Genomic DNA, 26,495 nt, shown 5'->3' with positions numbered 1-26,495 from the left:
ATGAAAAAACAACATCTAAAATATTTTTACGCTGCGGCAGCGCTATTGCTGCTTGCGGGCCGCTCTTCTGCCCAGAAAGTGGTATCGGTTTATAATGGCGAAAGCGAGATCAGTGCACCATCAAGTGTAACGCTAACCGACGGTTTTCATACCATGGGGCCTGTGCACGTTTTTACTACTGGACTAAGCTATCTCAACTGCCAGCCGCTATCTTCAACCCCCAGTACCAACCAGAACTATATCCTTACCCGTACTTTTAAACAGCCAGTTACCGATGCCACGTTGGGCAACGGCCGCAATGTCTGCGAGGAAAACCAGAGCATCCAGTATTTTGATGGTTTGGGCAGGCCTTTACAGACCGTGCAGGTACAGGGCAGCCCGGGTTTTAAAGATATTGTACAACCTGTGGCCTATGATGCCTTTGGCCGCGAGCAATTTAAATACCAGCCTTATGCTGCGCAGAGCGGTACCACTGGTACTTACCGTTCAGGGGCGCTGGCCGATCAGCTTGCCTTTTATAACAGCCCGACAGCAGGGGTAAAGGCAACGGCCTATCCTTTTGCTGAAACGGTTTTCGAGGCCTCGCCTTTAAACCGTGTACAGCAGCAGGGCGCTCCGGGTGCAGATTGGCAGATCAGTTCTGGCCATACCCTTAAAACCGTTTACGGCACTAATGTGCAGGATGAGGTAAAACTATGGACGATCAATGGTACGGATAACGGTGCAACAGCTAGTGTTTACCTCCCGGGCAAACTCTACAAAACCATCATTAAGGATGAGAACTGGAAAGAAGCAGATCTAAAGGCCGGAACCACCGAAGAATTTAAGGATTTTGAAGGGCGTGTGGTACTGAAACGGGTATGGGAAACGGATGCCAAAAGCCTGAATACCTATTATGTGTACGATGACCTGGGCAACCTGCGTTATGTGCTGCCACCGGCGGTAAACGAGTTTACAGACAGACTGTCTGCGCCGATCAGCAATTTTGATGAAAGCCAAACGGTTTTCGACCAGTTTATCTACGGTTACCATTACGATGGCCGCAAAAGGCTGGTAGAGAAAAAGATCCCGGGCAAGGGCTGGGAGTTTATGGTGTACAACAAACTCGACCAGGTGGTGATGAGTCAGGATGCCAATCAGCGTAACAAGAGCCCTCAGGAATGGAATTTTACTAAATATGATGCCTTTGGCAGGGTAGTGATTAACGGGCGCTATATTGATGATCTTCATAACGGGCAGTCGGGCACCAATTATAGGGTTTCTTTTCAGGATATCGCAAACGGAACTGCTGCTTATGAAAAACCTGATGCATCAAATACGCAGATTGGTTACAGCAATGATGCCATTCCACAGGGCAGTATCGGGGATTACTATGTACTGAACTACTACGACGATTATGATTTTGTAGGTAACACTTTTGGCCAGCCTTCAGGCAACCAGGCGCCTGCGGCACGGACCAAAAGCCTGCTTACGGGTACCAAGGTAAAGAACCTGGGTACCGGAACGATGCTGCTTACGGTAAACTACTACGACCTGGAAGGGCGTGTGGTACAGAGCAAGAGCAGCAACCACCTAAACGGTACCGATATGGTAGACAATACCTGGAACTTTGATGGCAGCCTGAAAGCGAGCACACGTACCCACACAGTAGGTGGGGCAGTTACAACCATTGCCAATCGCTATGAATATGACCATGCCGGCCGCAAGATCGCCACTTTCGAGAACATCAACGATAAAGGCGAAATCGCACTAAGCCACCTGGAGTACAATGAAATTGGGCAGTTGAGTAAAAAGAACCTGCACAACGACAGCCAGGCCACTACTTTTGCCTACAACGAACGTGGCTGGATGAAGAACAGTACCTCCGATCAGTTCAGTATGGAACTGAAATATAACGATGGTACCTTGCCACAGTTCAATGGCAATATCTCGGGCCAGGGTTATACCAACGGTACAGCCAATACCTTCAATTATACTTACGACAGGTTGAACCGCTTAACTAATGCAACAGCAGGCAACAACCTGGGCGAGGCCATTAGTTACGATGTAATGGGCAATATTACCAGTTTAAGCCGGGATAATTTTGGTACGAACAACTACACTGGTTATAATGGCAACAAGTTAACAGCTATCAATGGTTTTACCACCAGCAGTTATGGATACGATGCCAATGGCAATCTCACTAGTGATAGTCAGAAGAACATCACTCTAGGATACAACTTCCTTAACCTGCCGCAAACGGTAAGTGGAAGCCAGAACTTAACCTATACCTACAATGCTGCTGGTGAAAAATTACAAAAACAGGCAGGAGGTACCACTACTGATTATATTGATGGTATCCAGTATACGAATAACAGCATCGATTTCATCCAAACAGAGGAGGGCTTAGCCCGTAAGAGCGGCAGCAGTTACAGTTACGAATATAACCTGTCTGATCATTTGGGCAATGTTCGGGTTGCCTTTTACCAAAACCCGACTACCAACCAGCTGGAAGTATTGCAGCGCGATGACTACTATGCCTTTGGTTTAAGAAAAATGGGCGTTCCAAATTCGAACACGAATAAGTATCTTTACAATGGCAAGGAGTTGCAGGAAGAGTTAGGACAATATGATTACGGTGCAAGGTTCTATGATCCTGTAATTGGTAGATGGAATGTCACTGATCCTAAGGCAGAACTTGGAAGGCGATGGTCACCATATACTTATACATTTAATAATCCGATTAGATTTATTGATCCTGACGGGATGTGGCCTTGGCCAAATCCTTGGAGTCGTGTGCAATCTCTATTTAATAATACTGTTACTAAAGTTCAGTCTACTTATAACAAAACGGTGGCTACGACAAAAAGCACTATCGATAATGCATCAAAAGCAGTAAAAAATTGGACCAAAGAAAATAAAACAGAACTTTTAAATACAGCTAAAACTTTAAAAAAAGTAGGTGAAACAGCTGTCGTCTCAGGTACTGTAGCAGCAGTAGCTGGTGCACCAGTAGCAGGAGTGGGGGCTGCTCCTGGATTAGCAATGGCCGGAGGTGGCGCAGCTTTAAGTACAATAGCAGATGGAATTGAGATTTTTACAAATTTCGTATCTGGTGATACACAAAAAGGCGTTGATGGCGTAGGAGATCAGATAAAAGATAAGATAATCGATTCTACCCTAGATGCTGTATTGCCTGGTCCCACGCCTAAAATGAGCAAGCCAGTCAGAGAAGCTGTTAAAAATGCTAAGGAAACAACAAAAAGTGCAGTAGAAAGCACGAAGATTTTAACAAACAAAGATAAGGACTAAAATAAATGAATTGGAATTTCTTACTATATAGTAGCTTGAGTTTAATAACTTCAGTTGGTTTATATATTCAAAATAAGCGATGGATATCTCAAAAGAAAAAAAATGGAGATTTAGGTTCCTTTGATAAAGGAAATGCCATTTATAGAAATTGGTTGTTAATCTTTTTGTTTGCTTGTATAGGAATTGTTTATTTTTTTAAGTTTTTATTTAATTTATAGTTTTTATTTATGGATTTTGAGATTTTTATTAGATTTCTAACACCTCTTTTACTTTTTTTTCTAGGGATAATGCTTAGGTTTTCGGTAAACGATGGATGGTCATCGTATAAAAAGTATTGGTTTTTTTTTATTATCGCTGGTATACTCTTGCTCATTTATCAACTTTATAAAAATTTGTGGTCCTAAGCTGGCACTCATTTGTTGGTGCACTTGTGTTGCATGTTCATGAATTGAGAATAATGCCGCCACTGTTGCATCGCATGTTTAGTCGGTTCGTTGGTGCGAGCCTGCAGCTGGTACCAAATAGAAAATTATAAGCTCGGCAGTTTAAAATTGCCGGGCTTTGATTTCTTTAGGATCTCGAATTTAAGCAATCTGGCTTTGATTGCCTTGTAGATCCTAGAATGTAGTTTGGCGAATTGAGTAATCCCCCATCTGGTCTTAACGAGACGCTAATACCAGTATATAAGCAAATGGTAATGTACCTGCGTGGAGTACGGTAAGACAGAGATTTTGGAAAAATGAAGCTTTGTTTAATGGCAGTACTTATTCTGAATCCAATTTATTAAGAATACAAAAGGGATTAGCCCCCATCTTTCCGTAGTCTTGAGCCCTTGGATTGAGGTAAGGAGACTACGGATTCATTAATGTTGAAACGCGAGTAAAGGACTGATAATCAAAATAATTTATTATAGTCTGTCACGTTGAGCCTGTCGAAACGCATTTAAAACATGGCCTTTGGACAACCTAATTGACGTTATTTTATAATTGCCCGTTAATGAGTAGATTTTGGCATCATGCATTTCGGTATAGCTAGGCCATAGCACCGTATCACCGTTCTACTTAAAACCGGCCTAATAAATTTTTCGGGCTGCACAGCTCTAGCCATAACAGTGGCTTCAAAAGAAAACGGAGAAGTCCTCATGAATACCGATGAAAACCATATCGAAAAATGAATAAATTTTCAGTCGGCATTTTATTAATGGTTGTCTTCTGTTTTTAGCTGTATTAATGAGCTCGGCAATGCCTCGGTTTTGTTAGTTTTTGATGCCAAAAAGTAAGAGCCCTTCGGCGGCGGCGAGCCGAGGCAAGACTGAGCGGTATGGCATAAGAAATCAGGTACGTCATTTATAGTGATTTTTATAAAATAAATTATCCCTCAGGATTGACAATCTTACTTATTATAAAGCCTCTAAACACACGCATTGATAAATCAATATAACACGAAGATTAAGCATAAGAAAACTACGGATTAATTTTTTACTCCAAAACCCAAGAAAATCACTCAATTTGCATTGTTTGTCAAAAATATTGGGAAAATTATTTATTTCTTTGCAATTTACAGGCTCGTCTTATTAAAACGAAGTAGGTCAAAGAAATTAGCGCAAAATGAAAATAAACACGTCTAAAAAGTTTAATGCTTATACCCTAACCGAAATTCTGATTGTATTGGCTATTATCGGCATATTGATTTTGCTGGCATTGCCCAATCTGATGCCGCTCATTACCAAAGCCAAAACTACAGAGGCCAAAATGCAGTTAGAGCATGTAGCCAAGCTGGAACAGAGTTACTTTTACGAACATTCCAAATATTCGGCAGATTTGTTGGAAATCGGGTTTATCCAGGAAAAGTTAACTTCGGATGCAAAAGATGGCAAAGCCAACTATAAAATCGAAATTACAGCGGCAACCAATAATACTTTTACTGCCAAAGCTACAGCCGTTGCCGATTTTGATGGCGATGGAACCTATAATGTTTGGCAGATAGACCAGGATAAAAACTTAAAAGAGATAGTTGCTGATTGATGTTTTTGTTGCAGGGGGGGATTTTTATGGTGTTAGCGGGTATGGTTTATCAGGATTTTAAATACCGTGGAATTTATTGGTGGATGTTTCCGGTACTTTTACTGCTTATGGCAGCAGCTACCGTAAGGGTACTGGGTTTTACCGCCACAGTTTCGCAGGCGGTTAAAAGCGGACTGTTTTTAGCTTTGCAATTTGTGGTGTTAACGGGCTATATTTCTGTCAAACAAAAAAAACTGACCAGCATATTCGATGGATTTTTCGGTTTGGGAGATTTGTTATTTCTGGTGGTACTGTGTTTTGGTTTTTCCTTTTTAAACTATGTACTTTTTTATCTTTTAAGTCTGATGCTCATTATCCTGCTTACAGCGATTTTTGGTTATCATGGTAAAACACATGGAAAAAAAATACCGTTGGCAGGTTACCAGGCTTTGCTGTTTATGATACTGATGGTTGCCGGTTGGTTTACACCGCATATCAATCTGCTTGCTGATGATAACCTTATAAATTTGCTCGGTTATGGAAGTTAAAGCTGAAATACTGGGATTGATATCCAAAGAATTTGCGATGGAGTACCGTGTATTTCCGAAAGAACGCGGAGTAAATGGTAGTTTGGTATTGTGCTGGGATGGCCTCGGCAATCAGGATCAGCTTACCGATGAATTGCAGGTTATGCTAGGCTGTAATGTCTCCTTGTTACCGCTCGATCAGCAGGAAATCAGCAGGTTGCTATCCAAATATTACCTGGGCGATGTAGCGGCCGAAAGTGATGATAAAGAAGTTTCAATAATCTCGGCCAACGATGATTTTTTAAATGTGTTGATTGAAGAAGCCAGGCGTTTAAAAAGTAGTGATATCCATATCGAAACCTTCGAAAAACGTGCCCGCGTTAGGGTAAGGATAGATGGGATGATGATTGAACGTTATCAGATCGAAAAGAAAGATTATCCCGCACTGATCAATAAAATCAAGATCATGGCCAACCTGGATATTGCCGAAAAACGTTTGCCTCAGGATGGAAGGATCCAGTTCAGCTCTGCACGTTTTACTTCTTTTGATATCAGGGTATCGGTATTGCCAACGCTTTACGGCGAAAAAATTGTACTGAGGTTATTAAACAACAGCAGTACCGATATCGATCTCAATACCCTGGGCTTATCTGAACAGGATATGCAACATTATATGGAAGGTGTACAGCGGCCCAATGGTATTATTTTAATTAGCGGGCCAACCGGATCGGGTAAAACCACCACATTATATGCTACATTAAAACTTTTAAATAAAAGTACCCGCAATATTCTCACCATCGAAGACCCGATTGAGTATACGCTCGAAGGGGTAAACCAGGTTCAGTTAAGAGAAAATATTGGACTGGGTTTTGCCGCTACCTTGCGTACCTTTTTAAGGCAAGATCCTGATGTGATTATGGTTGGTGAGATTCGTGATCCCGAAACGGCCAATATGGCCATCAGGGCGGCACTTACGGGCCACCTGGTATTGTCTACCATTCACACCAACTCGGCCTGGGGCACCGTATCGCGCTTAATGGATATGGGTATACCTGGCTTTTTGGTGGCCAATACACTGAACACTACCGTAGCCCAGCGTCTGGTGAGGCTGCTTTGCCCGAGATGCAAAAAAGAAGAAACCTTTGAGGCAGGACGATACCCACGGCAGTTTAATCCACCCAAAACAGTAAGCACCCATTTTGTGGCTACCGGTTGCGCACATTGTTACTATACCGGTTATAGCGGGCGTAAAGCTGTTTACGAGGTTATCCCGATCGATGCAGCACTCTCACAGGAAATCAGGAAAGGGAATATGGCTATTGAACCTGTTCTCGAAGAAAAAAAAATAAGTACACTATCTAAAAACGCTTTTACTTTATTTGCCGATGGATTAACTTCCATTGAAGAAATTTACCCCTTGTTACTCGCTATCTAAATGAAGAATAAAACGCTACTAAAAATGTTGATGGGTTTAGCCTTTATCGTCTTAAATCTATCCTTTTTAACCGCCTCAGCCCAGGTTAACAGTCAGGAACGGCTAAAAGCCATCGAAGAACGCCTCAGAAACCTTTCGGTAACTGTACCGGGCTTAACCCAACCTGTTCAACTGTCAATGTCTGGTGCTTCTGCACAGGAATTTTTAAGGGCCCTGGCACAGGCCAATAACCTCAATATCAATATCGACCCGCAACTGAACTTTAAGGTTTATACCAATTTCCGTAACGAAACGGCCATGAACGTAATCCTCTTCATTGCCAAAGAATACGACCTGGATATTAACCTCATCGGCTCCATCATGTCGGTAACCAAAGTGCAAACCCCAAAACCAGCGGTGGTACCTAAAGATTTTCGCGTAAATTACAATGCTTCAAACGAATACCTGGGTTTTGAACTTAATAATGACACTTTAAGCCAGGTAGCCAAGAAAATCAGCCAGCTTTCGCAAAAAAATGTGGTGGTTCCTGTTGCCTTAATGAGTAAAAAAGTGAGTGGTTTTATTGCTGCAGCTCCGTTCGAGGTAGCCTTAGAAAAATTGGCTTATGCCAATGAACTTAAAATGAACAAAACCAATGATGGGGTATTTATTTTCCAGGCTTTAGGCGAAGGAGAAGAACTTTATGTAAACGGTGATAATGCAACCGCTGTTAAACGAGGCAATAAGAGCGCTGCACAAAGCGGTCCCTCTAACTTTAGCTTAAACGGCAAAAAAGATGCCCAAGGCAACCGTACGGTAAGTGTTGATGCCCTAAATACACCTATATTAGACCTGATTAAATCGGCTTCAAGCGAGGTGGGTGCCAATTACTTTATTTATTCAGACATTAAAGGTACAGTGAGCACCAGGCTGAGCGGTATCGGTTATGATACTTTTCTTACCGCTTTACTTCAGGGTACTGAATATACTTTTAAAAAGGATGGTGGCGTTTACCTCATCGGTGACCGTAAATTGGAAGGCCTGCGGGCAAATCGGATTGTGCAACTGCAGCACCGCTCCTTGGATACCATCCAGATGATGATTCCAAATGAGTGGAAAAGGGGGGTAGAGATAAAGGAATTCCGCGAACAGAATACCTTGCTGCTTTCAGGATCTTCCCCTCAGGTAAACGAAATCGAGAATTACATTAAACAAATTGATCGGGTAGTGCCTATGGTACTGATAGAAGTGACGTTGGTAGATGTTAGAAAAGGTAAATCTGTTAAAACCGGTATTTCGGCAGGGGTTTCAGATAGTGTAAAAACAGGCGGAACCATATTGCCTGGCATCGATTATACTTTTGGAGCCAACTCCATCAATAATTTCCTCTCCAAACTGGGCAGAAACGGCTCGGTAAATCTCGGTAGGGTAACCCCTAATTTTTATGTTAAACTCAGTGCTTTAGAAAACAATAACAATGTCGATATCCGCTCAGTACCGAAATTGTCAACCCTTAATGGGCACTCGGCTAATTTAAGTATCGGTAGCTCGCGTTTTTATAGTCAGAAAACCCAAAATGTAATTCCTTCGCTTAATGCACAAACGGTTGTAACCGAGCAGTTTACAGAGGTGAATGCCAACCTGGAAATAGATATCAGGCCAGTGGTTTCGGGCGACGACCAGGTGACGCTGAACATTAAGGTAAACATCTCCGATTTTATAGGCAACCCGCCTTTAAATGCACCACCACCAAAATCAACCAGTAAGTTTAGCTCTATTATCAGGGCAAAAAATGAAGATATGATTGTTTTGGGTGGTTTAGAACGTACCGAGAGTAGTGAGAGCGGTTCGGGCATACCAATCCTATCGAGGATTCCGGTATTGAAGTGGCTCTTCAGCAGCAGGGAAAAATCCAACAACAAAGTGGTAACACTGGTATTTATTAAACCTACAATTTTATATTAGGCATGTTCGAAACTTTTGAACATATTTTGGGTGTAGAGCTTACGCTATTGCAAAACGAAACGTACCGCTGTGGTTATGCGGTGGTTACGCGCAAAGGCGATAATATAGATGCGGCAGATTACCATACGGTAGAAGGCAATTTAGTTAAAGTACTGGAACGTATTCCACGAAAATACCCGGTGGCGTTATCAATTAACGGAAAAGGTATTATACACAAACAGCTTAAAGGTGCTGGCACAGATACAAAAGATTTATTTAGAGCGGCTTTTTCATCCGTTGAACGAAAAGATTTTTATGTGCAGGAGGCTTTTTCAGGTGATCTGGCCTGGGTAAGTATTGTGAGGCAAACATTTGTCGACGATATTGTTGCTAAACTGCAATCGTCCGGATTAAATGTTTATATGTTGAGCCTCGGTGCATTACCGGTTATTTCGATATGGGAATTATTAAGCGGAGCTGGCGAAGGGTTTTCAGCCAATGGACATCAATTTGAGGTCGCGGTAGAAGGGAACCTGATCGCATACCGGTATGGGGAAGGAGCAGAAGATAAAGGGAGCCTGAAATTGGGTAATACCAAACTTAAATCTACGCTTTTGGTTCCGTATGCATTGGCTTTTCAGCTCTTTCTACATGACAAACTTGCTGTAGTTAAAGTTGAAAATGAGCAGGTTGATAACCGTTTTGAAGATTTTCTTGAATTTTCGAAACTCAAAAAAACAGCTGGTATTTTTATATTTGTTTTATTAGGATTGTTGGTAATCAGTTTTTTTGCACTTACACATTACAATGCAGAAAATGCAAAACTAAATCAGCAGGTAGGGGCAATTACAGCTACGGCAGATCAAAGTGATCTGTTGAAGAAAGAAATTGCCAATCAAAAAATATCATTAGAAAAACTGGGCTGGAATGGTGGTTATAGTTATGCCTTTTTGCTCAACGAGATCGGTAGCAGCAAACCACGGGCCCTTACGTTAAACGACATACAATTCGACCGCTTAAAAGAATCAGCAGAAAATAAAGATGCACTTGCTTCGATAAAAATCAGTGGTGAAACATCCAATTTATCGGCAGTGAACAACTGGATATTTTTACTTAAAGAAAAGAAATGGGCAAAAGAAGTTAAACTCTTGCGTTACCAGCAGGATACAGAATCGGAAAATTTTGCCTTTAACCTTTTGATCCAATATTGATATGCTCGCCAAACTAAACCTGAAAAATAAGAAAATCGTATTGGTTTTGCTCATGCTCGCCGTCGTATACTTGGCCTATCTTTTTTCTTTCGAAAAGGCTATCTCATCAATTGCATTAAACCGACAGTTAAAAGCAGCACAACAACCCGGACAGGAATCTGATGCGGCTTTTCCTCAACTGGAGCGGAAACATGCTTTTTACCAGGCTGTATTAAAAGGTTATAAGGTAAGGCACGAAGACCGTGAAAACCGCTTATGGCAATCGGTATCGGCAATGGCCATTGCCAAAAATGTAGAGATCAATTTTAGTCCTAACATCGCCACTGCCGAAAGAGATACCAGCGAAATTGCACGAGGTATAGTCGCGCAGAAATTTACTTTCAGGGGCAGTTATTTTAATATCGTTAAACTACTCGATACTTTAGCCAAAAGTCCCGGGATTGGCAAAATTGCCGGTGCCAAACTGCTAAAGAAAACAGCAAACGGCAACGAAGAAAAAAGCGATAAACTTAGCCTGGAACTGGAACTTGTGGGGAAGGAGAATTAAGGCTTTTTTTTGTTTTTTTGAAGCAGTAATTGGCGTTTTTATGAAAGGCCAAAATCACGTTCGTCAAGAAAAAGGTATAGAATATCACTCGGAAAGCATCGTTCGTCAAAAAGATTTAACTATTTCTTTTTTTTAGTTTAGTTTCGCCGACTCGCAATCGGGATGATATAATTTAACTGGAAAAGTTAGATGAATTACTATCTGAATTAACAAATAAAAATGAAAAAAATACTATTAGCGCTTGCTCGACCTTTGCTTTTACAAAAAGTAACAACACAACCAAATCTGGTTAATTCAGTTCACAAATCACCGTCCAAATTACTACAGGTTTAAAAAGACATTCAGTCCATCATTTTTGAGAGATACTAAGAGTATAAGTATATACTCTAGGTATTGATATATTATGTTACCTGTAAAGAAAATCTTTTATTAAGTGTGTTCAACAGATATTTCAATGAGATGATTATAGAAATTATACAAAAATAGTGCTTGAAATTAATAAAGATGAGATTTAAAATGAGGAAAATTTATTGATTCGATATATGGTGGATTTAAAGCGTAATCTTTTATGAAACCAAGTAAAATGATAAAAACAATTAAAAAAAGAAAAATTAAAATATGAAAATAAACTTAACGCTAATCTGTATTCTCTTTTTGTTATTAAAGAGTTATGGACAAAACTCATTAAAGCAGGCAAGCCCTTCGGCTAACTTTTCCAACACATATAGCCAAAACGTAGATCTTTTTACTGGTAAGCTTGATGTTGGAGTTGATTTGGTAAATCTAAAATTTGCCGGAGAGGATTTGTCTGTAAAATTGAAATATCTGGCTGGCAATGGTGTGAAATTGAATGATCTGCCTTCTTGGGTAGGGTTAGGCTGGAGTTTAAATACCCCAGGCTATGTTTACAGGACTGTTAAAGGTGCTCCTGATGAGCAACAAACTTATACTTCAGAGCTAACAACAACATCACGGTCTATTAACCCCTACGACTCAGGTAATTTTACAAAAATTTACGAGAAATTACTAACCACTACATTACATTCTCAAAATAAGCGTTATATCAATAATTATTCTCTTTTAAATAATGGCGATTGGAATTCTTACAATAGGATTATGTCTTATAATCCTAATGCTGCGGTTTCTGCTTCTAATACAACTGGATGGATAAAAACACAATATGATTATGTAAAACAAGATTTTTCATCAACCAACATGAGCTCGGTTATTGACCTAGCTCCAGATGATTTTGTGGTGCAGATTGGAGAATTAAATGGGGTCTTTTATAAAAATTTTAATGGGGAATGGACTTTCGTTTCCAATAACAATATAAGCTGCAGTGTAGAAGTTTCCATTGAAGAAAATTATTCTACTGAAGGTTTAATAACCCCAGGAGTGATCACTAAAATAGTATTGACTAGTAGTAATGGAATTGAATATACATTTGACGGTGATTTTGAATTTTCAAAGGTATCAAATGCATATAATTTCGATTATCCTAGCCCTGCCAATGGATATTATTTCTATGACCTTGTACCTACCTTATGGAATATTACGAAAATCAAGAATCTTAATACAAAAGAAGAAATAAATTTTAGTTATAATTCTTCAATTTTTGAGGTTTCAAAATTTAATTCTGCCTTTGGTAGTAGTTTTAGTATCGTTTATGAAAATGCTAGGAATACTTGGCCCACAGACGAGAACGATAGGTTTTATTATACTGCAAATTATAACGTTGCTCATAGAACGAAAATCATAAAGGCAATTACATGCTCAAATGGTTATAAAATCTTATTTAACACTAGTTTGTCAAATCAATTATTGGGGAATACTGGTGTTTCGCTTTTTGATGGTTTTTCTGAAGATCGATTTCTTTATGGTAAGAGCTTATCATACAATTTGTATAAACTAAATAATATCAGTGTTTATAACGACAATGATCTAATCAGGAAAATAAGTTTTGGTTATAAAGAAGAAGTAACAAGCAGACTTCAGCTGAAAAAAATCAATTTTTCTGATGGAACCAATACATATGATTCCTATTCGTTTTTTTATAATCAGACTCAGTTGCCACTTTATGGTAGCAGAAAAACTGATCATTGGGGATATTATAATGGGCTTGACTTTTTTAACATTTATCCAAACGGCCCATACAGTGACCAGGTATTGGAATCTTTTAATAACTATAAAATACAAGACCCAATTCTTTGTAAAGCTGAAATACTTGAGAGTATTAAGAATGCGGCAGGTGCACAGACTACATTTGAATATGAACCAAATGATTATTATACACAGGTTAATGATGTTTCAAGGCAATTAGAACCAGTTGTTGGACCAAGTACAGGCGGGGGAGTTAGGATTAAAAGTATTAAAATAACAGATAATGGTCATATACTATCTTCAAAAAATTATTATTATGTTAAAGAAAATCAATTATCTAGTGGCGTTCTAGCTACCCCTCCCCCTCAGTATCTATATAAAATGCCTGTCAATTCAGATGTTAATTATTCTTTTAAGCTTTCCGGATTTACTACAAATATTACCAATTCTAGTATTGTAACTTATTCAAGAGTTATTGAAAAAAATAATAACTCCCTTAGTACAATTAGTGAATTTACAAATTTTGATAATGGCTTTGGTGATCAGGAAAGTCAGAATAAAAATTTTTCAGGTAATGTATATAATATTAAAAATGCCTTTGTAGATAATTCTTTTAAGAGAGGAAAGGTGAAATCTGTAAAAATCTTAAGTAATGATCAGGTTTTGCCAATAGAAGAAACTGTTTATAAGTACCAACATGATTATGGCGAAGATTCTTTTCCAGATTACAGGGCAATATATATGTCTAATACAACCTCTAATTTTTACTATTCCGCTATATCGTATAAAAGATATGCCGATTTATTAAGAGAGGTGAAAAATATTAAAAACGAAAAATCGGGTACCATAGTCAGCACAAAACGATTAAAGTATGATACTTACAATAATATAGTTGAAGAAACCTCCGAAAATTCTAAAACTGCCGGAATAACCAAAACGACTTATAAATATCCTTATGACTTTTCTTCAAGTGTTTATCAAGAAATGGTCCGTAGAAATTTAATAACCCCTGTTGTTGAAGAAATAACAAGTGTAGATAATGTTCAAACCTTGTTAAACCGTGTAAATTATGATCAATTTGATCTTGGCGGAATCTTTCCGAAGACTATTGAAATGCAAGTCGGTTCAGGCCCACCGCAAACCAAGACAACTTTTTATAATTACGACGTTGTTGGTAATATATTAGAAAAGCAAGAAGCTAATTCTGCTTTAAGAGAAGTTTACCTATGGAGTTATAGCGCTCAGAGTCCAATTGCAAAAATTGTGGGCAGTGATCTTGCTACTGTAAAATCCGTATTAGGGGGTAATAGTGCTATTTTATCATTCAGTAATGCGATAAATCCAGAAAAATCGACGGTTGATTCATTTCTTTCTCCTTTAAAAAATGCGATACCTACTGCTCAGATTACTTCCTATACCCATAAACCTTTAGTAGGAATGGCAAGCATGACAGATGTTAAAGGAATGACTGTTTATTATGAGTATGATGGCTTTAACCGACTAGCTTATGTGAGAGACCAACATAGAAATATCATAAAAAGTTATTGCTATAACTATGCCGGACAGATGGTTGATTGTAATAGCTTAAGTATTCCAACCCGTCCTTTTAGTATTAGAGTAATAACAGAATAATTTTTTATCGTATTTAAATTTAATTGTATGACATTCGCTAAGAAGATAATAAAGTATTGTACTCTTTTCTTAATTTTTATGCCGCTCTTTTCAAAAGGGCAGGTTTCGCTACCTCCAGACGGCACATTCTATCTGAGTAGTGATTTAGGTCCTTATTTTTCAGACGAGATACCTACATATCAAAACAAAGTAATGTATGTCACTCCAGGTCAGGAAGCCGGACCCACTGCAATTTTTCAAACAATGGGTAGAAGGGTGCAAGGTAGTGGTAGCCGGTATAGTGATAGAAACGCATGGTATTCCCTTACGGATTATGGAAATAGTTTCTTTAATAATAGTACTGCGGGTGATGGCTCTTTTTCCTTTGTGCCCAAACGATCGCTTGATGGCAAGACGATCCCCGTTTATCAGTTTGTTACCTTCTCTGGGCGTAAACCAAATAATCATACCAATACCCCGTATGATGCAACTCCATATAATACTTTTACGATTAAAGTAGAGTGTCCCGAATTTATTGGGGACGAAAAGTTTGAGGATTTGAGTCAGGTACCTGCTGGTGTTCAATTATCTGATTTTCTCAAAACTCCAGTAAGTGGCGTGATTTTTAGTTTGGATGGTTCAATAATAACAACATTAGATCTAATGTCTTTAAGCTCTGGTGATCACATTATAAAAGCCACAAAACAATATGATAACGGTACTTTTAGCGGAGAGATGAAATTCAAGGTTTTGAGGCAGAATATACAAGGCACAGCTACTGCAAATGTGAGTAGACAGAATAATTTTCTATTGACCAGAATTTTTAAAAAAGCTGGTGTAAACGAAAATAACATTGGTGACGTTAGGTCTGTTGAAGACGAAAACCAAAGTGTTCAATATTTTGATGGCATGGCCAGACCGATACAGATGGTATCTGTTATGGGGAGTCCAGGGAAAAATGACCTTGTGCAACCTGCAACTTATGATGGGTTTGGGCGGGAAAATATAAAATATCAGCCATACAGTATAACAAGTAATAACGGTGCATTCAGAACAGACGCACTCCCTGCCCAATTAAATTTTTATGCCAATCAAAGTAGTTCATCAAGTATAAAAGCGACTCCAAGTCCGTTCAGTATAAGTGTTTTTGAACCTAGCCCTTTAAATAGGATTGAGCAGCAAGGGGCCCCGGGCGATGATTGGCAACCTGTGGCAAATCATACCGTAAAAATGGAATATGGTACCAATGGTACAAATGAAGTTCATTTTTGGCAAGTTAATAATAATGGAGCAGTTGGGACAACTTTTTATGATGCAGGTAAACTATATAAATCGATAATCAAGAACGAAAATTGGATAAGCGGACATGAAAATACAACCGAGGAATTTAAGGATTTTGAAGGTAAGATAGTACTAAAACGTAGCTGGAAAGATAATGCTATCAGTTTGGATACCTATTATGCTTACGACGATTTAGGAGCTTTGCGATATGTTTTACCTCCTGCAGTAAATGAGAATGGGCAGAATAAGATTGAAAGTTTTGACGAGTCATTGCCAGTTTTTAATCATTTTATATATGGCTACCACTATGATGGCTTAAAGCGTTTAATAGAAAAAAAAATACCAGGTAAAGGCTGGGAGTACTTGGTGTATAATAAACTAGATCAATTAGTGATGACCCAGGACGCCAATCAAAAAGATAAAAACCAATATCTATGTACAAAATACGATGCTTTTGGTAGGATAGTAATCACAGGTCTTTATACTGATGTAAGGACAGCCAGCCAGATTCAAAATGACTTATTAACTGAAACGGTTTTATACGAAACCCGTCAGCCTGGATCAGATTATAATAATCTCTCTTTTCCTCAGTCAGGCTTAGATGTATTAACTGTAAATTATTATGATGACTATGCTTTTCCGGACAATAATTTTGGAGGTGCTTCAGGAGATCAGGTTTCTGGTGAGCGTATAAAGAGTTTATTGACAGGATCAAAAGTAAAAAATCTAGGCACTAACGCCATGGATTTGACCGTAAATTATTATGATATAGAGGGGCGTATAATTCAGACAAAAGCTACCAACCATTTAGGTGGAACCGATCAGGTCGATAATGAATATAATTTTCCGGGTGAACTTGTTTCCAGTACTCGAACACATAATGCAAAGAATGTAACCACAATAATCGAAGATGTTTATACCTACGATCATATGGGCAGAAAAATCAGTACTAAGCAAAATATAAACAAGCAAGGACAAGTTGTTTTGAATATGCTCGAATATGATGAGATCGGACAGTTGAAAACAAAGAATATTTACAGAAAAAATGTTAACCAGCAATCTCTTGTACAGCATGTTGTTCTTGATGCAGCCGATACCGTAGAACCCGGGCAAACCCGAATTGTTACTGCAAGTAAAAGTATTACATTAAGCGATGGTTTTATTGCCAAAGAAGGATCAGTATTTAAGGCTAGTATTATTGACGATTCATTCTTGCAAAGTACAACATTTACTTACAATGAACGTGGCTGGCTAAATAAAGCAGAATCTGGAAAATTTAAAGAAGAACTTAAGTATACAGTTTCTGATTTAACAGATATACCCAATGCGCCACAGGCAAATTACAATGGTAACATTTCGGCACAACGTTACAACGGCGACCATAGCGGTGCGCAATATTTTAAGTATACGTATGATAAACTTAACAGGCTTACTAATGCAGTACACAGTACCGGAAACTTACTGAACGAGGTTATTGCCTATGACGTGATGGGCAATATCACCAGTCTGGAAAGAGCTGGTAATGGTAATCCTATAATTTACACCTATCAAAACACGAATCAGAGCAATGTCCTGGACCATGTTAATGGTGCACTAAACGGAAGTTATGGTTATGATCTTAATGGTAATATGCTTAGTGATGGTACCAAGGGGGGCACAGCTAACTGGACCTATAATCATTTAAATCTTCCAGTGTCAATTTCCGGAGCAGCAACAGCCAACTATACTTATGACGCCCTTGGTGCTAAATTGAAATCCTTTATGGGAGGAGTAAACAGAGATTATGTGGATGGAATTCACTATGAGGATGAGACTATAAAGTTCATAACTACTGAAACAGGAAGAGCAGTAAGAATTGGAAATACGCAGAACTATAGCTACGAGCATAATTTAAGTGATCACTTAGGCAATGTGAGGGTAACTATAGATGATCAGGGTAATAATGTGGCAAGGGTTGTACAAGAAAATGAATATTATGCATTCGGACTTGTAAAACCCGGAGGATATTTATTTGGAGATAAAAATAATTACCTTTACAATGGAAAGGAGTTGCAAGATGGGCTAGGACAGTATGACTACGGCGCAAGGTTCTATGACCCGGTGATTGGCAGGTGGAATGTGACAGATCCGATGGCTGAATTAGATAGAGCGTGGTCGCCGTATAATTATGCGAGGAACAATCCAATTCGTTTTATTGATCCAGACGGAATGTTCTTTAAGGAATATGAGGATAAAGAAGCTTATAGGAAAGATAATCCAAATGGGAAATTAGATGGCAAAGATGGGCATTGGCTTAAATCTGACAGGGAAAATAATACAGGTGTTTGGAATAGGGCTAATGAAACAAATATTCAAAAGAATAACGGATATAAAGAATACGAAAATCTTGATCAAAGAGCCGATTTTTATAGATGGTTTCAATCAGAAACAGATAGCCGTGGATTTGAAACTCGATGGGCTGGAGCTGCTGCATCTACTGTGGATAAATTAAAAAATCTGTTAGGCATGGGGGCAACTATTACTGGCTATTCAAATGATGAAATAAAAAGTTTTGTTAAGTCCGGGAATAAATTAATTATGGATGATGTGTGGGGAGGGCTACAAAATTTATATAATGGTGATCCTATTAAAGGGGATGCGGCACGTTTGTGGGATGGAAAGCAATTATTAAAAGAACAAAATGTGATTAATAATTCCTATTGGAGTTTGTCTAATAAATCTTTGACAATCTTAGAAAATTCCTTAAAAAAGAACTATTTTCTATCTAAATTTATTCCAGGTGCAGTATTTCAAGGAAATTTATTGAGTATCCAAGATCGTTGGAAGTATGGTATGGGTATGATGAATTATAAAAGTCTTCCAAAATTAAGCCCGAAATATAAAAATCAGTAATTATGCTTAAATTTTTTTCTGAGAAATATTATATTATTTTTATTATCACAGTAGTTTTATTTGTGCTGAATCTCGTCAAGGAGAAACTAATTGGATACGCGTTTAACCCAGGTTATCATCGAATTACATTGATTAGAAATACCTTAATATATTCGTTTTTCATTAGTTGTGTTTTCATCTTTTTTCTCTCAATCATCATGCTTTTTGATAAAGAAAATAACAATGTTAATAGAATTATATTAATTGTAGTCCCTTTACTAATTGGCATATTCTTTCTGTTACTAATAGCCATTTTTGGGATTAAGAATGTATTCCCGTTTCATTGATTTTATATAAAGCATGAAGCCTAGATTACGGCGTAAGGTTCTATGATCCGGTAATTGGAAGATGGAACGTGATTGATCCGCTGTCAGAGAAGATGGGGAGGCATTCTCCGTACAACTATGGGTTTAACAATCCGATTAGGTTTGTTGATCCGGATGGGATGGCTTCAATGCCATTTGATGATTATATATTTGATCAATATGGATATTTTCAAAGAATTGATAGAAATGGAAAACCAAACAAATTAGTTGTTGAAAACACTGATGCAGGAACCCGAAAATCTTATAATTTTGTTGATCCCGTAACAGATAGTAAGAATATCGAAAATGGAATAATTTATAAAGTTGTATTTGTGAGCTCTGAAAGAATAGTGAAAAGTTAGGGAATTCGGGAGCGCTAGATCCTAAAAACAGAGAGAACAGATGGAGTTATATTTTGAATGAAGGTAAAGGAGGAGGTAAATTCGATTTTTCTATTTCCGCAATTCCGTTTGAATTTTCAAAAGAAGGAGCTAGTCCTAACCCCCATCTGTCCGTAGTCTTGAGCTATAGATTGAGCTTAAGTAGACTACGGATTCATCAATGTTGAACGCTAGTTGAGGACTGATACTTAAAACAATTTTATTCTTTAGCCTGGCCATGGTGCCAGGCTTTTTATTTCTCACGGTACGGCCAATACCTTTAGTTATACATACAACAAGTTGAACCGATTGACCAACTCGACAGCGGGCAATATCTAGGCAATCCATTAGTTACGATGTAATGGGGCAATATTACCATCTATCCGTAGTCTTGAGCCCTTGGATTGAGGGTAGGGAGACTACGGATTAATTAATGGGATCGTAGGTGGATAACTTGTCCTTAAAAATAATTTTAACTTTAGCCTGGCCTTTGCGCCAGGCTTTTTATTTTGGCATTAAATGGTAATTATAAGTTAAACTTACAGGCTTTGGCATTTAAGACTTGATTGTGTTGCACTTGCTTTCAACCAGATTGATTATTAAATCAGCACCTGCCCGTCCATTGCGAACAGAAAGGAGGGAAACCGTGCGGTAGCGTGAAGCAATCTTTTAAAATAGGCTTCTTAGTTGTTTTTCGATACAATATGCAAGGCATCAGTTAAGAACAGGATATATTCTCCGTTTCTAAGCGGTTGTAATGAAATGTTGTTAATTTGGTTTTTTAAGCATTTCTAATGATTTATTGCTGCACACTGCAGCATACTTTCATGATACTCATGATTTGGTGCTGCACACTGCAGCAGGTTTTCATGAGTTTTAATCAGTTTTAGCCCGAAAGGCTTCTTTTTAAAATTGGCTGTGTTGTTTTCCGGGTTGGTCGGGATTTGTAATCCCGGTCATATTTAGTTATTAATAAGGTTTGCTTTCTATCATATCAAGGCCAGTGCTCAAGCTGGGATAATCTTGCAGCCAACAGCTATATCGGCTACAATGGTAACAAGCTAACCGCTATTAACGGCTTTACCAACAGTACTTATGCTTACAATGCCAATGGCAACCTTACCAGCGATAGCCAAAAGAACATTAGTTTGGGATATAATTTCCTTAACCTGCCGCAAACCATAAGTGGAGGCCAGAACTTAACTTATACTTACAATGCTGCTGGCGAAAAACTGCAAAAACAAGCTTGACGTACCACCCTGGGAATTGGCAAAATTGCCGGAGCCATACTGATGAAGAAAACCGCAAATAGCAGCGAAGAAAAACAGAGGAACTGAAGTTTGCAGGGAAGCGAATTAAAGCTTTTTCATGAAATTTTTGATGGACTAACTGGTGTTTTTAAGAAAAGCCAAAATCACGTTTATCAAGAAATAGGCATAGAATATCATCCGAAAAGTATCGTTCGTCAAAAATATTTCTCTTTTTTGATGATATGTGATAACTTGAGCATTAATTATAGATTAACTCAAGCCCAAACCATGAAGATTAAATTTTTATCCCTAGTTTTAGTATTTATGAGCTGCTCTTCTGCAGTTTTTTCTCAGCAGGTGCTCGGGAATTTTACCAATTTAGAGAACTTTGAATGGCCCAGGGTTATTTGGCAGCAGGATATCGCTGCGGGTTGGGATGAAGGACTTATTAAAACCTCACCTTCTTCAAATGGTGTTATCAGGGGCGGCTTTGGGATCCATATGCACGGAAGTCGCCAATTCAGTTTTTGGTCAACAGGTCTTCAGCCTCTTTTAACTATTGAAGGCGGTTCGGGCAATACTTATATCAAAGGAAAACTAGGCCTTGGAACCTATAGTCCTCAGGCATCATTTGATATGGCGCAAACATTGGATGGTGGGAACCTAGGTATGGTATTTGGCCGTATGGCTGAGGGTAACAATGAAGGTAGCGGCACTTTTCTTGGTGTTAGGGGCTATGAAACTCAGAACACTGTGTACTCAGGTAAGGGGTTCTCCATTGAACATAATTTCTACGGCGTAACCAACAGCTCCATCAATTTTTACCGTGGATCGAGTCAATTTGGTGGTTTTATTACTTTTTCTACTAATAATAATACCGAACAGCTTAGGATAGATGGCTCAGGTAATGTGGGTATTGGTACAATATCTCCTAGGGAAAGGCTCTCCGTTAACGGCAATATCCGTTCAAGAGAAATCAAGGTAGAAGCCACCAATTGGCCGGATTATGTATTTGAGAAAAAATACATACTGCCTACTCTTAACGAGACAAAGCGTTACATCGAAAAGTACGGTCATCTTCCTGATATGCCATCTGCTGATGTTGTTGCCAAAGAAGGCCAAAATCTGGGAGAGATTCAAGCTAAACTTTTGAAAAAAGTAGAAGAACTTACGCTGCATCTGATCCGTTTGGAAGAATCGAATACCAAACAGAAAAAACGGATTGACGAACAGGATAAAATAATAAATAACTTAAAAAAATCAGTTAAAAAATAAATTTAATACTAAATAAATGCTCTTATGAAAACTTTTACCAATAAGGTAGCAAATGCCTGTGCAATAATTTGCTTAATATTTTGCATTATAACTACAAAAACCTTTGGCCAAACAACAGCCAATGTAAATCAGTTTGCCATAGCCCACAACCCACCTGATGCTTTTAATTTTATGGGGAATACTGTTTCGCATTATGGCTTAGGATGGTATTATGAATTGCCAAATACACCTCCAATGGCCTATTTTTCAGGGTATTCTGGAATAAGGTTTTTTGCTCAAGGGCAGCCCAGAATGTTTATGGATGTGGGAGGAAATCTTGGTCTTGGTACATCAAGTCCCCATAGTCGTTTACATATTGCTGGAGGAGATGAAAGAATTATGCTTGGAGACTATAATAATTCTAACGATACAAAGGGGATATATTTTCCTGGATTTCGTGATATAATGCCCAGTTATTTTGGTGCTTCAATCGAATCAACACCAGATTGGATCTGTTGCGGTGGATTCCCTGCAGCGACGGGCTATCCAGGGATACGGAACATGGGACTTAATTTCAATGTACATGGCAATGTTGATATAGCAGACAGTAAGTTAACTGCAATGGCGATCAATTCTAATGGGAATGTAGGTATTGGAACGTTAACGCCCAGGGAACGCCTTTCCGTTAACGGCAACATCCGTGCGAAAGAAATCAAGGTCGAAGCCACTAACTGGCCCGATTACGTTTTTGAAGAAGATTATAAGGTTGGTACGCTGAAAGAATTGGAAAGTTATATTAAAACGAATAAACACCTTCCTGAAATACCGAGCGCAAAAGAAATAGAGCGTAATGGTGTTGACTTAGGTGAAATGAATAAGTTATTGTTAAAGAAAATGGAAGAACTTACACTTCATTTAATCGAACAACAAAAACAACTTAATGAGCAAGGAAAAGTGATTAAAGCACTTCAGGAAAAATCCTCTGCTAAAAAATAAGTGATGCATTCTAAGTATAACTCTAATTATTGAAAAATCAGGTGTAATCAGAACACCTGATTTTTTTGATTTGAATTAACACAAATATATTTTTATGAAAAACTTTTACAAAATTTTGGCATCAGCTACTGCTTGCCTTTTGTTTGCGTATGCAGACCGCGCAAATGCACAAGATCAAACCATTAATGGGAACCTGAATATTGGGGCGGGTTTTCATAATGCATTTGGGTATGGGCCAAGGATTTATTTCCTCGGAAACTCCGATGATTTTTTTATCAGCCATTATAACTCAGGAGGAAATCAAAGTGAATTCCGTTTCGGTATTGGCGATGATTTTCAGGCAGAAGACAAATTTGCGATTGGCGTTACTTATGCAGTAGATAACCAATGGTACGACAGGATGGTGGTACAGGGCGATGGAAATGTTGGTATTGGAACATCAAATCCAGACCAGAAACTTACTATAAAAGGTGGTGGAATCGGTTTTGATTACAATTCTGCAGATAAAAAATTATATTCTCCTCAAGATGGTGAATTGGAATGGATGACTAATCAGGGCGCTGGTTATCATGGTTTTGCTGTCAGTCATCAGGGGGAAAGAAGAGTTTATTTAAATGTACTGGGTGATAGCTATATAAACGGAGGGAATTTAGGTATTGGCACAACATCACCTAAAGAAAAACTCTCCGTTAATGGAAAAATCCGGGCACATGAAATTAAGATAGAAACAGCCAACTGGCCTGATTATGTTTTTGAAGAGGGTTACAATATTGAAACGTTGAAAGGGTTGGAAAGCTACATTAAAATGAATAAACACCTGCCAGAAATACCAACAGCTAAGGAAGTCGAAACCAATGGTGTTGCACTGGGCGAAATGAATAAATTACTTTTAAAAAAGGTGGAGGAACTTACGCTTCACCTTATTGAGAAAGAAAAAGAAATTAAAGAAATAAAAACTACACAGGCTGCTTCAGATAAAAAGGCTGCCGAAGATTTAGCCGCGGTGTTGATCAGGCTTTCTGCATTAGAGAAATCGAAATAACCATCACGTTAAGAGCCTGTTTAAATTTTCAATAGCGCTGGTTTGTCCTAATGCCCATCCAGTCTTAGCATCTTGCTAAGACCTAGCGTATAATTGTGCCCAATACTTTCAGTTTTATTTACAACATTTAACCACCACGACAGCAGATAACAACCTGAACGAAGCCATTAGCTACGGTATGATGGGCAATATCAGTAGCTTAATGGCACAAATAGTTACGATGATCATAAACGCTGACCAAGTTTGGCCTTATGTTCGTCGTTTTGGATTCAATTTTTTTTATAATTTTACTGGCTATGAGCAACCCGCATAATCACACTGATGAGGAACTGATCGTAATGTTGAGGGAGGACGAGGTGGTTGCTTTCAAGAAAATTTATACTAAGTATTGGTATGAGTTGTATGTAATGACCAATAAAAGATTAAGGTCTAAAGAAGCTGCCGAAGAAATTATCCAGAATTTCTTCACCACATTTTGGATCAATCGGGAAAAAATAAATATCAAAGGGTCTTTAAAAGCCTATCTCCATTCTGCTATCCGTTATTCTATTATAGATTATATGGCTAAAGAGGCTACCAGGAATAATTACCTGGAATTGCTTTCATTTAATTATCAGGAGGCAACAAATACCACCGAAGAAACCATCTTTATCAATGAGCTGGAAAAGGGAATCAACGGAGTGATTTCTAAGTTACCTGTAAAATGCAGGAAAGTATTTGAGCTCAGCAGGAAAGAGCACAAATCCAATAAAGAAATCGCTGAATTACTGGGATTATCTGAAAAGACGGTAGAAAACCATATCACCAATGCCTTAAAGTATTTTAGGATGCATTATAAGGTAATTTTGATCGCTTCTGGTTTTGCCTGGTTACTTCGTTAAAATCACAATCTTCCCTGAGGATCTATCATAAGCAAAATTTCACATCTAACTCAAAACTGAGTTCAGGGTGACGATATTCTGGAGAGATATCCCAAACGGATTTAGCTTCGCTGAACTTTCGGGTTTTCCATTTATATTGATCATACCGCCCTATTTTAATTTTTTTATTTTTTTTTGGGGGCTAGGGGCAGGCTACCCGACTATACTATTAACGAACCAAATATAACTACACATCAACATGAGCAGATCAATAGCCGTTTCCTTACTTAAAAAATATCTTTCTGGTGATTGTACTGTTAACGAGATCGAACAGGTAGATCAATGGTTCGATAGTATGGATGCGGTACCTGAAGATCTTATTGGCCTTTCCGATGACCAGCGCAGGCTCGTGGAAGATAAAATTTTTGAGCGTATCCTGCTCAATATCGAAACTAAAGGGCAACAAAAAATAATACCAATCCCTAAAAAATCAATACGTGTAAGTACAGTGTTATGGGCAGCAGCATCACTCATTCTGGTGCTGGGTGCAGTGCTGATCTGGAGATATCATCCGGAGCTACATCTGCAAAATCAAACTGCAAAATTACATCAATCGGTTCATATAAAACCAGGTGGCAATAGGGCGGTTTTAACATTAGGCGATGGATCGTCTGTTGTGTTAACCGAAGCCAAAATAGGTGCATTGGCTGATCAGCAGAATGTGAGTGTGGTAAAAACAGCCGAAGGCGAACTCAGTTATGAAATGCATAACGGATCTGCCTCTGCTAAAATAAGTTATAATAAGATTACCACACCACTTGGCGGGAAATACAGCGTTGTTTTGCCTGATGGAAGTAAAGCCTGGTTAAACGCGAAATCGAGTTTACGGTTTCCAACTGCTTTTACCGGTGCTGAAAGAGTTGTACAGATGACGGGTGAGGTATATTTCGAAGTGGCCAAGAACCCCAAGCAGCCCTTTAAGGTACAATCTGGTGAAACGGAAATAAAGGTATTGGGTACGCATTTTAATGTAATGGCTTATGGCGATGAGGCGGAGCAGAAAACAACCTTAATTGAAGGCAGTATCCATTTATCATCTGGTAAATTTTCACAGCTATTGAAACCAGGGCAACAGGCCCTGATAGATCCGTATGGAATAAAGGTGAATAACAATTGTGATTTGGAAGCTGTAATGGCCTGGAGGAACGACCTTTTTATCTTCAAAGATATGGAGATTAAAGAAATTGCCAGGCAGTTGGCCCGATGGTATGATATTCAGGTTGTATTTAGAGGCACGCCTTCTAAAATATCTTATACAGGAACCATTTCTAAAGATGTAGAACTTTCAGAGTTGTTAAGTATGCTTCAATTTACGGGATTAAAATATGAATTGAACGGGCATCAGCTTACCATAATCGATTAAAGGGACCTACTGATAGAAAATAAATTTTAACCAAATAAATATTTTAACATGAGAAACTACTACAACACTGCATAATGTAAATGGGTGACCATGCTTTTCAAGAAAAAACCGGATCGTGTTCGCAG

General features: G+C 38.5%; 14 protein-coding genes and 1 pseudogene. All 15 read left to right on the top strand.

Annotated features, from left to right (window positions below; all coding sequences use genetic code 11):
- The 15 genes and pseudogenes from FHT21_RS11390 (at position 1) to FHT21_RS11320 (ending at position 26,370) form a co-directional block, all read left to right on the top strand.
- Positions 1–3,291 carry a DUF6443 domain-containing protein gene (locus tag FHT21_RS11390; protein WP_167294783.1) on the top strand — a complete coding sequence of 1,097 codons (3,291 nt, stop codon included), beginning with the start codon at positions 1–3 and terminating at the stop codon, positions 3,289–3,291.
- Positions 3,292–4,898: 1,607 nt separating this feature from the next.
- Entirely contained in the window at positions 4,899–5,315 is a 417-nt protein-coding gene (locus FHT21_RS11385) for a type IV pilin protein (protein ID WP_167294782.1), read from the top strand.
- Positions 5,312–5,842, top strand: a complete 531-nt coding sequence (locus FHT21_RS11380; RefSeq protein WP_167294781.1) for a hypothetical protein — start codon at positions 5,312–5,314, stop codon at positions 5,840–5,842. Before FHT21_RS11385 ends, FHT21_RS11380 begins: the two co-directional genes overlap by 4 nt.
- Complete coding sequence (locus FHT21_RS11375; protein ID WP_167294780.1) at positions 5,832–7,256, top strand: GspE/PulE family protein; 1,425 nt, start codon at positions 5,832–5,834, stop codon at positions 7,254–7,256. Before FHT21_RS11380 ends, FHT21_RS11375 begins: the two co-directional genes overlap by 11 nt.
- On the top strand, positions 7,257–9,200 hold the full coding sequence (locus FHT21_RS11370) for a type II and III secretion system protein (protein ID WP_167294779.1): 1,944 nt from the start codon (positions 7,257–7,259) through the stop codon (positions 9,198–9,200).
- Positions 9,201–9,202: 2 nt separating this feature from the next.
- Positions 9,203–10,390: a hypothetical protein gene (locus FHT21_RS11365; protein ID WP_167294778.1), complete on the top strand. Its 1,188-nt coding sequence runs from the start codon at positions 9,203–9,205 to the stop codon at positions 10,388–10,390.
- A gap of 1 nt (position 10,391) precedes the next feature.
- On the top strand, positions 10,392–10,937 hold the full coding sequence (locus FHT21_RS11360) for a hypothetical protein (protein WP_167294777.1): 546 nt from the start codon (positions 10,392–10,394) through the stop codon (positions 10,935–10,937).
- A gap of 618 nt (positions 10,938–11,555) precedes the next feature.
- Positions 11,556–14,669: a hypothetical protein gene (locus tag FHT21_RS11355; protein WP_167294776.1), complete on the top strand. Its 3,114-nt coding sequence runs from the start codon at positions 11,556–11,558 to the stop codon at positions 14,667–14,669.
- A gap of 78 nt (positions 14,670–14,747) precedes the next feature.
- Positions 14,748–18,821: a DUF6443 domain-containing protein gene (locus FHT21_RS24955; protein ID WP_243853972.1), complete on the top strand. Its 4,074-nt coding sequence runs from the start codon at positions 14,748–14,750 to the stop codon at positions 18,819–18,821.
- 358 nt (positions 18,822–19,179) lie between these two features.
- Positions 19,180–19,527: pseudogene (locus FHT21_RS11345) on the top strand (RHS repeat-associated core domain-containing protein); the annotation flags it as partial.
- A gap of 1,556 nt (positions 19,528–21,083) precedes the next feature.
- Positions 21,084–22,070 carry a TMF family protein gene (locus FHT21_RS11340; RefSeq protein ID WP_167294775.1) on the top strand — a complete coding sequence of 329 codons (987 nt, stop codon included), beginning with the start codon at positions 21,084–21,086 and terminating at the stop codon, positions 22,068–22,070.
- 24 nt (positions 22,071–22,094) lie between these two features.
- The gene (locus FHT21_RS24950; RefSeq protein ID WP_243853971.1) at positions 22,095–23,045 is read left to right on the top strand and encodes a hypothetical protein; all 951 of its coding nucleotides are present in this window, start codon (positions 22,095–22,097) and stop codon (positions 23,043–23,045) included.
- A 94-nt stretch (positions 23,046–23,139) separates the two neighbouring features.
- Positions 23,140–24,087, top strand: coding sequence for a hypothetical protein (locus tag FHT21_RS11330; RefSeq protein ID WP_167294774.1), 948 nt, complete (start codon positions 23,140–23,142; stop codon positions 24,085–24,087).
- Positions 24,088–24,383: 296 nt separating this feature from the next.
- Positions 24,384–24,968, top strand: a complete 585-nt coding sequence (locus tag FHT21_RS11325; RefSeq protein WP_167294773.1) for an RNA polymerase sigma-70 factor — start codon at positions 24,384–24,386, stop codon at positions 24,966–24,968.
- A 238-nt stretch (positions 24,969–25,206) separates the two neighbouring features.
- On the top strand, positions 25,207–26,370 hold the full coding sequence (locus FHT21_RS11320; RefSeq protein WP_167294772.1) for a FecR family protein: 1,164 nt from the start codon (positions 25,207–25,209) through the stop codon (positions 26,368–26,370).
- Positions 26,371–26,495: the final 125 nt, after the last annotated feature.

It is taken from the genome of Pedobacter sp. SG908, assembly GCF_011759615.1.
GTDB lineage: Bacteria > Bacteroidota > Bacteroidia > Sphingobacteriales > Sphingobacteriaceae > Pedobacter > Pedobacter riviphilus.
The sequence above is the reverse complement of the archived record's forward strand: the minus strand, read 5'-3'. Positions and strand labels throughout refer to the sequence as shown.